The 13740-nt window shown below is 39.3% G+C and carries 12 protein-coding genes; 5 read left to right on the top strand and 7 right to left on the bottom strand.

Features of this window, described 5'->3' with window-relative positions; translation table 11 throughout:
• Window positions 1–128: 128 nt before the first annotated feature.
• Window positions 129–872, bottom strand: a complete 744-nt coding sequence (locus ASE92_RS04460; RefSeq protein ID WP_056848854.1) for a DUF92 domain-containing protein — start codon at window positions 870–872, stop codon at window positions 129–131.
• 270 nt (window positions 873–1142) lie between these two features.
• Here ASE92_RS04460 and ASE92_RS04455 point away from each other — a divergent pair, with 270 nt between their 5' ends.
• Complete coding sequence (locus ASE92_RS04455; RefSeq protein WP_056848853.1) at window positions 1143–3323, top strand: hypothetical protein; 2181 nt, start codon at window positions 1143–1145, stop codon at window positions 3321–3323.
• 52 nt (window positions 3324–3375) lie between these two features.
• Here the strand turns inward: ASE92_RS04455 and ASE92_RS04450 are convergent, their stop codons facing one another.
• The 6 genes from ASE92_RS04450 to ASE92_RS04425 form a co-directional block, all read right to left on the bottom strand.
• The gene (locus ASE92_RS04450) at window positions 3376–4443 is read right to left on the bottom strand and encodes a zinc-binding dehydrogenase (protein ID WP_056848852.1); all 1068 of its coding nucleotides are present in this window, start codon (window positions 4441–4443) and stop codon (window positions 3376–3378) included.
• A gap of 30 nt (window positions 4444–4473) precedes the next feature.
• Entirely contained in the window at window positions 4474–5229 is a 756-nt protein-coding gene (locus ASE92_RS04445; RefSeq protein WP_056848851.1) for an SDR family oxidoreductase, read from the bottom strand.
• A gap of 409 nt (window positions 5230–5638) precedes the next feature.
• Window positions 5639–6766: a Gfo/Idh/MocA family protein gene (locus ASE92_RS04440; protein WP_056848850.1), complete on the bottom strand. Its 1128-nt coding sequence runs from the start codon at window positions 6764–6766 to the stop codon at window positions 5639–5641.
• 272 nt (window positions 6767–7038) lie between these two features.
• Window positions 7039–7464: a helix-turn-helix domain-containing protein gene (locus ASE92_RS04435; RefSeq protein WP_056848849.1), complete on the bottom strand. Its 426-nt coding sequence runs from the start codon at window positions 7462–7464 to the stop codon at window positions 7039–7041.
• Window positions 7465–7638: 174 nt separating this feature from the next.
• Window positions 7639–8031 carry a response regulator transcription factor gene (locus tag ASE92_RS04430; RefSeq protein WP_056848848.1) on the bottom strand — a complete coding sequence of 131 codons (393 nt, stop codon included), beginning with the start codon at window positions 8029–8031 and terminating at the stop codon, window positions 7639–7641.
• Between the two features lie 39 nt (window positions 8032–8070).
• Window positions 8071–8835 carry a DeoR/GlpR family DNA-binding transcription regulator gene (locus tag ASE92_RS04425; RefSeq protein WP_056848847.1) on the bottom strand — a complete coding sequence of 255 codons (765 nt, stop codon included), beginning with the start codon at window positions 8833–8835 and terminating at the stop codon, window positions 8071–8073.
• Between the two features lie 158 nt (window positions 8836–8993).
• Between ASE92_RS04425 and ASE92_RS04420 the strand changes: the two genes are divergently transcribed.
• The 4 genes from ASE92_RS04420 (at window position 8994) to ASE92_RS04405 (ending at window position 13737) form a co-directional block, all read left to right on the top strand.
• Complete coding sequence (locus ASE92_RS04420; protein WP_056848846.1) at window positions 8994–10586, top strand: glycerol-3-phosphate dehydrogenase/oxidase; 1593 nt, start codon at window positions 8994–8996, stop codon at window positions 10584–10586.
• A gap of 22 nt (window positions 10587–10608) precedes the next feature.
• Window positions 10609–12099: a glycerol kinase GlpK gene (gene glpK / locus ASE92_RS04415; protein ID WP_056848845.1), complete on the top strand. Its 1491-nt coding sequence runs from the start codon at window positions 10609–10611 to the stop codon at window positions 12097–12099.
• Window positions 12100–12137: 38 nt separating this feature from the next.
• On the top strand, window positions 12138–12869 hold the full coding sequence (locus ASE92_RS04410; RefSeq protein ID WP_056848844.1) for an MIP/aquaporin family protein: 732 nt from the start codon (window positions 12138–12140) through the stop codon (window positions 12867–12869).
• Between the two features lie 196 nt (window positions 12870–13065).
• Entirely contained in the window at window positions 13066–13737 is a 672-nt protein-coding gene (locus tag ASE92_RS04405; RefSeq protein ID WP_056848843.1) for a 3'-5' exonuclease, read from the top strand.
• Window positions 13738–13740: the final 3 nt, after the last annotated feature.

The raw sequence follows: 13740 nt of genomic DNA, 5'->3' as shown, positions 1-13740 counted from the left end.
TGGAAGTATTTTTCACAAATCGATTGGGGAAACATTGATGGAGTGCCATAATTTCATTGGCTTCTTTTTTAGGAAAAGAGGTATATGGAAGCTTAGAAGGATGATATTTAGATTAAACTTTAATTTTTTCACGAAATCGCGAGCAACATCAAAGCGATAATCGCCGCAGCTAGCGTACTACAAAAATTGACTACATTATTCCCTATTAACCCTTTGCGTTCCAGCAATGCTCCGAGTATTGAATCTGATAAATTCCCTGCTGTACCCGCCAGAGCAATCCACAAGAAGTTAATATCAAATCCAAAACCAATTGCATATATCAACGCAATCACCAGACTTCCCATTACACCAATCAAAGTACCTTCTAAACTGATTACGCCATCTCTCCCACATTGATCCGATTTCAGCGTGATTACATTATAAAATCGCCTGCCGTAGATTACTCCAAGTTCTGACGAAAGTGTATCTGCGGTAGCCGACGCAAAAGCCGCGGCCATTGCAGGCAACATGATGGCAGCAGATTGAGGGTAAACAACCACAATAACACCAGCGATAGTAGAAACACCAGCATTAGCAAAAACCTGAGCGGCTGTTCTGCCATTTTTGTTTTCATCCAGATCCGAAAAACTCCGCTTTTGATCCCTTTTCCACGAAGTAGTAACTGAGCCAATAATAAAAAAGGCGGTCATCATCATCACACCAACAAAGCCCGAAGCCATAAAGATTAGACAGGCCATCAAGCCTCCGGTAAAGGATGCCGGAACAGTGAGTTTTCTAGCCACAATACTGTAAATCATGCCTGCAATAATGATGATAGGCAAAAGTATATCACTATACTCAAAATTTAACAATCTGATTGTACTATTAGTCATTTCCAAATTTAGAATTTTTTCGTTGCGCTGACACCAAATACACGCCTTCTATAAAACATTAATAATGGAAATGGGTTGCAGGCTTTCTATTGAAACTCTTGTTTTCTCGTCAATTGAATCACCAGGTATTTCACCCTTTTGACTATGTTGCTTTGATTGACTTATTGTGTTCTTAAAACGTTCGAACTAGGTATTAACCATCCAAATCAGGTATTTATACGCTAAACATGGTTGTCGGCTCCATCGTTTTAAATAGGTAAGAATTTATATATGGAACCAATATCAGCATGGGCGGCTAATGCTCAATCAGAACTGAAAAATTTAAAACCAATTGCAGCGCTTTCTGAAGAAATGGATTTGTCTCTTTATTTAACCAGTGATACTTTATGGCTGGTGAAACGATGGCAAGATGACTCGAGCATAGGATTTAGAACGGCATTTTCTCCGTCAGGTATTTTAACCTTGGAAAACATAGATCTCAAAGCAAATAAAGCCAGCGTTAAATTGGAGACTGATTCACTAGGTTATCAGGTAGACATCTCCTGGAATCCTGAAAATGGCCAGCTGAGATATTCTTTAAATGCTACGCCTAAGATCCCGCTTTTAATTCCTTATTGGCCAAAAGATATCCTAAGTTTTGATAGAAAGGGGAAAATCAAGCAGAAAGGTACAATACACACTCAGCAACGAGGTACACGTTCAGGCATCATGTACTTCAACGATGGGGAGTCTGGTTCGGTATTTTACTTTCAAAACCTTACGGCTTTGAATGATTATTTCGAGGATACACAATCTAGCGCAGGTGAAACGGTTGGTGGTGAATGGCCGGAAATCGGATTCTCCTTACCCGCTTCAAATGCCGGTCTGGAAAAAAACAAATCCTATATCCTGAACGATAGCTTCGTTGTATTTTCAAACGAAGTTCCCACAACACCTGCTAACATAGCTGTTCAATACCTTGATAAGCTTGCTGATGTTTATGTGCAGCTTCCCCGGCCTGCAACAACTTATTATAAATGGCTGGATACCGCAGAGAGAGGCCTGCAGGATCTGGTTTATCATAAGGGCTGCTGGACATTCGCAGGCGGCCACTCCTACCTGAACGCCTATGTAGCTGATTACAAATCGCCTCCAGAGGTAATGGTTCAGTTAGCCGTGTTAGTGCCCATGCTCGAATATCTGGAATGGAAAGGTGAGGCCGACCATAAATTAGTTGATGAACTGATAGCAGGTTTGCCAGCTTTTTATGAACCAAAGATGAAAACTATTGTGCGCTGGCTGCCGGCTCTGGAGAGCAACCTCGATCACTCAGAAGAACAAAAGAAGCCTCGTGTGATGGATTCCTGGTACCTACATCATCCGCTGATGAACCTGGCCCGATTGAGCGATCGCAATAATGAAACGGCAAAAACCCTTCTAATGGATTCCATTGATTACGCCATAAAGGTGGCACAACATTTTAAGTACGAGTGGCCTGTCTTTTATCAGATGGATACGTTAGAAGTTATAAAAGCCGAAACCGCTGAAGGTGAAGGCGGAGAAAAAGATGTACCCGGAACCTATGCAGATTTGATGCTCAGGTTATGGAAAATGACGGGTGACAAAAAATATTTTGAAGAAGCAAGGCAAGCAGCTGAAAAGCTTAAAAACCTTAGCTTCGAAGTATTTTACCAGGCGAACAATACTGCATTTTCTGCAGGAGCACTGATTAGGCTTTACAAGGAAACGGGTGACAAAACATATCTCGAACTCAGTTACGTTTGCATTGCAGCACTGTTTGATAACATGCAACTATGGGAATGCAATTACGGGCACGCCAAAAACTTCCCTACCTTTTTTGGCATATTTCCATTAAAAGATGCACCATACACAGCAGCTTATGAAGAACAAGAAGTTTATTCTGCTTTGTGCGATTATCTTGTTCAAATTCAGGATCTGGATGTGCTTCCTTCCATCAGGCTTCTAATTGCGGAGTTCGTAAAACACTTCATTGGCCGCGTGTTATATTATTATCCTACAATGCTTAAAACCGATGCGATAGTTGAAGAATCGAAAACAGGAGAAATCGACCCCTCTTTATGGATTGCACTTGAGGATCTTCATGATGGCTGGGAACAATCTGGCGAAGTTGGTCAGGAGGTGTATGGTGCTGGTGTTGCTTTTGGTGTCATAGAAAAACAATACCACAAAGTAAAAGATGAATCCTTTATGATATTCTGTGATTATCCAATAAGCAGTTTTCGCAAACGTGGGAAGTCCGTTAGTTTTGCTACCCAAGGCGACCAGCGATTATCTTGCCGGATAGTTCTTCTACCTCAGGAACCAAAAGATACGTACAACTTTACCGTCTATATCGGAAATGATTCCAACAAAGTTGAACCGATGAAAGTTGATAAACAAGCTATCGAATTTAGCGTTTCCGGCAATCAAAAAATAAAAATATCCTGGTGAAAATGTCTTCACAAGGATATTTTTATCACATTAAGTTAAGATTTTAGTTAATCTACGAAATCTTTAAGGCTACGAACACTGCTCCCGTTTCTTTTTTATTCTGGGCAGTTTCAAACGCCTCGTTTATTCGATCTAATGGGTAAGTATGAGTGATCATTTTCTTTGCATTGATTTTTCCTTTGGCAAGCAGTTCCACACAAATCGACATTTCTGGATAAATATCCCAAAAGCCATAACTGGCGCTTGGGATCAAACTGATCTCCGATTTTTGTAAATCCTGCCAATTCAATTCCATAGCGGTATTTCCATTTTCAAAGCCCCCGACAATGATTACCTTTCCTCCAATTCGAGTGATTGATACCGCTAAAGGAAGCGTGGTGGTCATCGATTCGCCTCCGGCACACTCAAAAGTCAAATCTGCTCCTCTTCCATCGTTGAAAAGTTTAATGCAAACCTGAGGGTCTTCCGTCTCAAGATTAACTACCCTATCTGCTCCTAAAGATTTAGCCAGAGTCAAAGAACTTTGAACAATATCGAATACAATTACTTCAGCACCCGATAACTTGGCCAGTTGAAGCTGTGCCAACCCTATTGGCCCCGCACCTATTATAGCAACTTTATTGTTTATTCTCAGTCCGCTAAGCTTTTGTGCATGCAGGCTAACAGAAAATGTATCCAACAAAGCAGCTTCTTCGTCGCTCACGTTATCGGGAAGAATATGGAATTTGGTAGAGGGCCCAACAACGTATTCAGCAAAGGATCTGGATATGGTATCCATCCTTACCTTATACAAATTTGGACAAAGATTATATTGCTGAACCCGACACCAGTCGCAGGTCCCATCACCTAGCAAGGTTTCTACCACCACTCTATCGCCCGCCTTCACATTGCGAACTGCCGGTCCGGTTTCCACAACAACTGCAGACATTTCATGTCCCATAATTTTACATTCGAGATCTGGCTCATGTTTTTTCCAGTGCCATAAATCTGTTCCACAGATACCCGAAACTTTAATGCGGGCCAAAACCCAGTCGTCGGCTGGAATTTTAACCCTGTCTACTTGTTCAATCTTGAACGTTCCGTCGGCCTCTTTTAAGGCTGCTTTCATTTTAATGCTCATTTGATACAATTAAATGGTATACAAAAAACATTAAATAAGCTGCAAATGTGGGCGGATTTTTAGGTTCACTACATCCGAAGCAGGTGGTTGGGCAATACAAAATGCGATAGCCCAAGCAATGTCAGCTGCAGGAAGCATTTCATGTTTTTCTATCTGTTCCAATTTCTCTTCTTTGCTAGCCGCCTGCATATCAGTATCAACAGCTCCTGGTTCGATAAGTGAAAGTCTGATCCCCAATGGATTGATTTCTTTTCTCAATGCCTCAGAAAAGCCTTGAATCCCAGCTTTGGTTGCGACATAAACACTACTTTTCTCTTCCCTCACATCGGCACTCATGGATCCAATATTAATAATCTGTCCTGCTCCAGCAGGTTTGAAACGATTTAATGCCTCCTGGCTACAGGCCATGTAGGCTAGCAAATTTGTATTTAAAATATATTGCCAGTCTTCGTAACTACCATCTGTGATACTTCCATAACCGAGTGCAGCATTATTGATAAGAATATCCAATCCGCCAAGTTCAGAATCCACGGCATCGAAAACTTTCCGTATGCCTTCTCCTGATGACAAATCTGCTTCGACAGCAATTGCATCGGGTAATTTTTTACTTTTGATGGCTGCTAGTGTTTCCTGCAAAGGTTCATCATTCCTGCCGCAGATTAAACATTTTGCCCCCAAAGAACTCAACAAAATTGCGGATGCTCTTCCGATTCCGGTGCTGCCGCCAGTTATCAATATTTTCTTGCCTAAAAAGGCACTGCTAAAATGAGAATTGAAATCTTCCATAATATATATTTGAAGTTAAACCTGTTACCGCTTACATCCATATTGACACGTCGAGCAAATTCAAAACAATTTGTTTAATTCTGATCTCCCATATAGATGGAACGATGATTATAATTTTATAACCAGCCAGATTATTTTTTTGTTGAACGGTAAATACCCGTTATCAAAGGTCATAAATACTTGATTTTAGCTCATTCATTGTGCCGAAGCAGATTGTGAAAGAAATATCGGTACGCTGGACTAATGGAATAGCGCAATAATTACCAATAAGGCAGGTGAAAAACTATAAACTTGAATAGAAGACAAATCCTTAACTTAAAAATTAAAGAATTCAAAACATATGATAAGCTAAGTACTATGCTGTAAAGCAATAAGGGTTATCAATTTTGAATAAGAAGCTTGGACTTTACTACCAAACATTAGCCGGCAGTTTGACTTTTTGTCCGGTCTTCGCGGCTTGATAAATCGCCTCAATAATTTTAAGATCTTTCAAACCCTCCTCACCATCTACAGAGACAACAGGCTGTTTATTTTCGAAAATAATGGCTGCCATTTGATCCATTTGTTCCGTTTGATGGGTGGTAATGGGTTGGTTGAGTTCACCTTGATGTGTTCTGCCCTTTATCGGACCGTAACCTGTTGATGGCTGCATCTCTGCAAAGCCTTTATCGCCACTCAAAAAAAATCTATCCAGGTGGTTGATATTATAACTAGACAAGCATGAAGCTATAGCGCCGCTAGGGAAACCCAATTGGAATTGTATGGTTTCATCTACGCCTTCCTTAAATTTAACCGGATCGGTTTTGGTTTCCTGTGCCGTTATCCAAACAGGCTCTTCCCCTACCATATATCTTGCGCCATTAAGCGCATAAATTCCGATATCCATCATTGCTCCGCCACCAGCCAGTGCTTTATTTAATCGCCACTGGTTTGGGTCGCCCGCTTTAAAGCCGCATTGCCCCTGGAAAAACATAACTTTTCCAAATTCGCCAGCTTTCCTCATTCGAATCACTTCAAGGGTCCGCGGTTCAAAGTGCATTCTATAACCCACCAGTAATTTCACATTTGCTTTTTTGCAAGCAGCAACCATTTCTTGCGCCTGTTTGGCATTTACGGCCATTGGTTTTTCGCAAATGGCATGTTTCCCGGCCTTGGCCACACGGATAACTTGATCGTGATGAAGTGCATTTGGCGTTATGACATAAATCGCATCTATATCAGGATTGTTTTTTACCTCGTCGAAATTCTCATAGTTGTAGCAATTCTGCGCTGGAATGTCGTACTTCAGTTGCCAATCTTTAATTTTGGATGGCGTTCCACTAATCACCCCCACAAGTTTTGCCTTGGAACAGGCTTTCATTGCTTCCGCCACACGGGTTCCGTACCCACCTAAACCCATAATAGCAACTCTGAGCACTCTCCCTTGATAAGGCTGATCTTTCTTTTCGGAATAGTTCGCAAATGTTGATAATGAACTCAGCTGCAGCATTAGTGCAGATGCACCCATTTTTTGTAGAAAATCTCTTCTTGTATTCATATCCTTTCACGGTCTAGAAACTGTTCCTATACTAAGTAATGAAATATCTTAATGATCAATACCTTTTGGCAAAGAGCTGATTAACACTCTAAAACCTAACAAAAATTTTTTACGTTTAGTTTTGCGATGAATTTCCTCTGCATACAATAAATAGGGTAAATCAATTGGATGTTACAATTAAAAACTTATGAATTTCGCGAGGGTTTTAGATTTGCTAGTTTCTGCAACAATAAAAAATAAATTATTTCATTAATAACTAATGAGATTGTTAGCTAGGAAAGAATAGTAGACGACTTAAAATCACGCGGGATTGACCGATCCTGAATAGTTTCTGTACCCTTTTTCTCATCCGACAGTTCACCAAGAAGTTCATTGTATTTTTCCAAGAGCTTAATATACTTATCCATCCAGAAGTAAACGGACTTACTATCGCCATTAGTAGAATTATTTTGATTTGGATGATGGTAAGGATTGTGAGGTCGATGAGTGCTATTCGAAAAAGCTTCCGGTAATTCTTTAGAAAAATCGTGACCTATTACATAGCCAACCTTCAATAGAATTTCTGGATTTAGACTTTTCTGATCGAACCAATTATAAATGGTTCTTCTACTTACGTTTAACTTTCGGGAAAGCTCACTAATTCCCATACTATCTCGGCGTACTACACGCTCAAGAACCTGACCAAAGTCGACACTCATTGCTGTTAATTTAAATTTTAAAAAATACTTAAACTAGATTAACAATCAGGACGATTCAGAGCAAGCAAATTAATTAAATTTCGGGTAACTCAAAAAAATAAACTTACAAAAGTTAAAAATTAGCGCATAAAAAAAGAGGCAATGCCTCTCTTTATGTTTCAAATGCCCTAATAATTATGCTTTACTAGCGCTTTTCTCAGAACTAATTTTCAATTGTTTATTAATACGCTCTAAAACATCATCAATATCAAATGGTTTACTGATATAATCATTTGCAAAAGCAGCAATGGCTTTTTGTTCGCTATTGTTTTGTGCAGACATTACAATTATCGGAATATGTTTCGTAAAAATATCAGTCTTTAAATCTTCGCAAATTTCTGCACCATTTCCATCTGGTAGCATCACATCTAACAGAAAAAGATCAGGCATAGCATCCTGAATATTCTTTTTTAGTTCGGCAAATGTTGATGATAATTGTAATTCAAAACCTTCTTCTTTTAATAAGATTTCAATTACATTTCTTATTTCTTGATCGTCTTCTAAAATGTGTATTCGTTTAGTTTCCATATTCAAATTATATCGTTTTGGTTCGTTCTTAAGTATAAACTATACAATAGTAACAGTAACACCTAAACTTTCTAAATGTTTTACAATTTGCTCAGAAATTCCTTTATCAGTGATAATATGATCAATTTCGTCTAAGCCACAAATCTTTCCAAAACCTCTTTTCCCAAATTTAGTTGAATCTGCTAATACAATTGTTTTTTGCGATGCGCTAATCATTTTGCGATTGAGATGCGCTTCCATAGCATTCGTAGTGGTTAAACCGAAATCTAAATCAATGCCATCTACCCCTAAAAATAACTTGTTAAAATAAAAATCGCCTAAAACCTGCTCAGCGTAAGATCCCATAACAGATGATGAACTTTTCCTTAGCAAACCGCCCAACTGAATCACCTCAATACTAGGTTCTCTCATTAACTCTAAAGCTACGTTTAGTGCAGAAGTGACAACCGTTAAGTTTGTACCTGAAGGAATATTTTTGGCAAAGTAGAATACCGTAGTGCCAGAGGCGATTACAATAGAATCGTTCTCATTTAATAGTAAAACAGCCGCTAACCCAATTTTATTCTTTTCAGTCGACTGTATTTTCTCTTTTTCGTTTACTGGCCGATCTACTGTATATGGATTATTTATTGTAGCCCCCCCGTGGGTTCTAAAAAGCAGCGTTTTATCCTCAAGGAGTTTTAAATCCTTTCTAATTGTTACAGATGATACTTTCAACTCCTTACATAAATCTACCACATTAATATATTGGTCTCTCTGCAGGCGATTCAAAATAAATTGGTGCCTTTCAGCTAAATTCATCATAAAATCTAATCATTTATTTATGCTGCAAATTAGCAAATAAAATTCTCATATCTGATTCGGTCAGGTAATTAATATTTTTTTAACATAGATATTATATTATTTCGATAATGATTACTTATAATTGCGTATTGTTTCGTTTTATTATTTTTTAGAAATAAATGGAAAGACTTCATCATCATCTTTGGCTAAATAATTATACATGGGATATCATCATTATTGGTGGTGGTGCAACTGGATTAGGCACAGCATTGGATGCGACCACCAGAGGGTTAAGAACTTTATTGGTCGAACAATCAGACTATGCCAAAGGCACATCTAGTCGCAGCACTAAACTCGTACATGGTGGTGTGAGGTATCTGGCCCAGGGTGATATTGGATTAGTGAGGCATGCCTTACGCGAAAGAGGTTATTTACAAAAAAACGCCAATCATTTGGTTAATAAAGAGGAATTTTTAATTCCTTGTTACGATTGGTTTTCTGTAGCGAAATACTTAACAGGTTTAACCCTTTACGACTGGCTTGCTGGAAAATTCAGTTTTGGGAAGTCAAAATTCTTTAGTAAAAGTCAAACTTTAGCTTTGATGCCCGGCATTAAAGAAAAGGGTTTGAAAGGCAGCATCAGGTATTATGATGGCAAATTTGATGATGCCCGCCTAGCCATTAACATTGCGCAAACAGCCATTGAAAATGGCGCTACATTATGCAACTATACGAAAGTTATTGCATTATTAAAAAATACCGACAATGAAGTGAACGGTATCGAAATTAAGGATACGCTTACTGGCGAAACATCGAAACAATATGCGAAAGTAATTATAAATGCTACGGGAGTATTTGTTGATGATATCTTGCAGATGAATAATCCTCAATCTAAAAAATTGGTGCGCCCTAGTCAAGGTGTTCACGTGGTATTGGATAAAAGCTTTTTAAATAGCGAATCAGCGTTAATGATACCAAAAACGTCAGACGGCAGGGTTCTTTTCGCTGTTCCATGGCACCAACATTTATTGGTTGGCACAACAGACACACCCTTGGATGAGCACAGTTTAGAACCAAGAGCATTAAAAGAAGAAGTAGACTTTATAATGGCTACAGCAGCCACCTATTTCAAAAGAAAGCCTTTGGAAAGAGACATTTTAAGTGTTTTCTCTGGCTTACGGCCTCTAGCTGCACCAACAAATGGGGATGGAAATAGCACAAAAGAGATCAGTCGCGATCATAAATTAATGGTATCTGCTAAAGGATTGATTACTATTACGGGCGGCAAGTGGACCACTTACCGCCGCATGGCAGAAGAAACAGTTGATTTAGCCATTACTCATGCTGGCTTAAACGCAAAACCATGCATTACCAAAGAGTTAAAAATTCATGGTACTACTGAAATAGCTGGGGATGATCATTTGGATGTTTATGGTTCCGATCGTCAGAATATCGAAAATTTAGCGCAACAAGAACCGGAATTAAATCACAAACTTCACCCAAATTTTCCGTACATACTTGCAGAAGTGGTTTGGTCGGCCAGAAATGAAATGGCAGAAACCGTTGAGGATATTCTAAGTAGAAGATTACGAATACTGTTCATTGATGCCCATGCGGCTAAGGAGATGGCTCCGAAAGTAGCCTCACTCCTCGCTAAAGAACTTAAGCAACAAATTAGTTGGGAAAACAATCAAGTAGATAATTTTAATAAATTAGCCGACGGCTATATTTACCACATTGACTCAACGCAAATTGAGAAAGCCTTAACCTAATAAAAACTAACCAAATATAATTATGAGCAAGTTTATCATGTCTCTTGATCAAGGAACGACAAGTTCAAGAGCGATCATTTTTAATCATAATGGCGAAATTGTTGCCATAGCCCAACGCGAATTTACGCAAATATATCCCCAGGCTGGATGGGTAGAGCATGATCCATTGGAAATCTGGTCGACTCAGCTATCGGTAGCAGCGGAGGTAATCGTAAAAGCCGGATTATCGGCAACCGATATCGATTCAATCGGGATTACCAACCAGAGAGAAACAACTGTTGTTTGGGATCGGGAAACTGGCCAGCCTATATATAATGCTATTGTTTGGCAAGATAGAAGAACTTCTACTTATTGTGATGAAATTAAAGCACAAGGCTTGTCCGAAAAAATACAGGAAAAGACGGGCTTAATCATCGATTCATACTTTTCAGCCACCAAAGCAAAATGGATTTTAGAGAATGTTAAGGGGGCTAAAGAAAAAGCTGAAGCGGGAAAATTAGCGTTCGGTACAATTGATTCCTGGCTTATATGGAAGTTGACAGCAGGAGAAAAACATGTAACTGATGTCACCAATGCTTCCAGAACAATGATTTACAATATCCATACCCTGGCATGGGATGATGAACTGCTTGACTTATTCGGTATTCCCAAAAGCATGTTGCCGGAAGTAAAGTCATCAAGCGAAGTGTATGGTGAAACGGCCGGAAGAATTCTTGCCGCTAAAATACCCATTGCAGGTATTGCCGGCGATCAGCAGTCGGCATTATTCGGACAAATGTGTACCGAAATCGGGATGGTAAAAAACACTTATGGCACAGGATGTTTCATGCTCATGAACATTGGTACCGAGGCCAAACTCTCTTCAAATAATCTGTTAACCACCATCGCCTGGAAGATAAATGATCAGGTGCATTATGCGTTAGAAGGCAGTATTTTTATTGGCGGTGCAGTGGTACAGTGGCTCAGAGATGAAATGGGACTGATTTCTAAATCTGCCGATGTAGAGACGCTTGCCCAAAAAGTAAAAGATACCGATGGAGTTTACGTAGTGCCTGCATTTGCGGGTTTAGGCGCTCCACATTGGGATCAACATGCCAGAGGAACAATAACAGGTCTCACCCGAGGCACCAATAAATCGCATATCGCAAGAGCGGCTTTAGAAAGTATTGCTTATCAAACGATGGATGTACTCAAGGCAATGGAGGCAGATGCAGGTGTAAATATCGCTGAACTTCGTGTAGATGGTGGCGCCACAGCGAACAATTTATTGATGCAGTTTCAGGCCGATTTACTAAATTGTAAAGTGATAAGGCCGCAGGTTACAGAAGTCACTGCATTAGGTGCAGCTTATTTAGCTGGTTTAGCTACAGGTTATTGGGATAGCGTAGATCAGATTCGATCTCAGTGGAAAGTAGATAAAACTTTTGTTGCCGAAGATGGGGTTGACAACGCGGCTCGGATTAAGGGATGGAACAGAGCAATAAAAGCAGCGAAAGCAAGTGCCGTTGACTAATTTTAATCGTATCAAAAATATTTAACCAAATATTCATCATGACAGAATTTGTTGCAGAATTTATTGGCACAGCGTTGCTGATTCTACTCGGAAATGGCGTAGTGGCAAATGTTGTACTCAACGGCACAAAAGGAAATAACAGCGGTTGGATTGTAATTACCACAGCCTGGGCATTAGCTGTATTTGTTGGGGTAGTTATCGCGGCACCCTTCAGCGGGGCACATTTAAATCCAGCGGTAACCATCGCCTTAGCCATTGCACAAAAATTTAATTGGGTTAAAGTTCCATATTATATTTTGGCCCAGCTTTGTGGTGCTATTGTTGGCTCTTTTTTAGTGTGGGTAATGTATAAAGATCATTTTGATGCTACTGAAGATAAGGGATTGAAAGCTGCCCCATTTGCAACGGCACCGGCAATAAGGAATCTAAAATCAAACTTATTCTCAGAAATTATAGGAACATTTGTTCTCATTTTCGTGATTTTCTACTTCACAAATGCTGAGATGGGCAGTGATAAAACACCCATTGGCTTAGGTTCGTTAGGTGCAATTCCAGTTGCATTTTTAGTTTGGGTAATTGGCCTTGCACTTGGAGGTACAACGGGTTATGCCATTAATCCAGTTAGAGATTTAGGTCCCCGGATCGTTCATGCGCTCATTCCTATGAAAGGAAAAGGCACAAGCGACTGGGCTTACAGTTGGGTTCCAATTGTCGGCCCAATCATTGGAGCAACTTTAGCTGCTTTGCTTTATTTATCTCTAAACTTATAAAATAGAATCTTCACTGTAAAAGCGGTGTAGATTTTTTCTCAATAAGCTGAGGCAATAATAGTTAAATTAAAATTTCCGCTGATAGAAATTAAAATCACTAATTTTAATGGTTTCCGCCTACAATGTGGCTTCAAGACAGGATTTAGGCTTGGGATAAATTCCTATATTTGGTATCGAACTAATCAACTATAAGCCTGTGCAAAATTATTTTCTCGTCGTTGATACCGAAACCTCAGGCCTGCCCATAAACTGGAAAGCTTCCTATACTCAGGAGAATAACTGGCCACATATCATCCAAATCGCCTGGATCATTTACGATGAACATTATGTCGAAATTCGAAGGAAAAACCATTATATTAAAAATCCCGACATTGCTTTAGATGTAGCTTCGCAGAAAATCCATCACATTACTCATGATTTTTTAGAGGCTAACGGTTCTTCAGGATTAGAGGTGATGATGGAATTCAAAAAAGATATTGACCGATATAAACCTTTGGTAATTGGTCACTTTATTGAGTTCGATTTCCATATGATTAATGTGGAGTTCTCCCGACTGGGATTAAATGATATCTTTAATGGTATCGATTTCTTTTGTACCATGAATGCAAGCAAGCCTTATGTTAGAAACCCTTCTGTAGAACTGCTTAAATTGAATGAGTTTTATGAAGAGCTGTTTGATGAGGCACCTGAGAATTACCATAACGCACTGGCAGATACATTAAATACATCAAAAATATTTTTTCATCTCCTGAAAACCGGAATGGTAGATCATGCTGCGATAAGGAAACAATCTGATAATTTGTTAAAAGCAAACGAACAAAAAACTGAAAAATCCCGTAATTTTATAAATCGCCTATTCCCGTTATAATTA

Origin of the sequence: Pedobacter sp. Leaf41, from assembly GCF_001422545.1 — a bacterium.
Taxonomy (GTDB): Bacteria; Bacteroidota; Bacteroidia; order Sphingobacteriales; family Sphingobacteriaceae; genus Pedobacter.
Note: the sequence above shows the minus strand (reverse complement) of the source record. Positions and strands in the feature narration are given on the sequence as shown.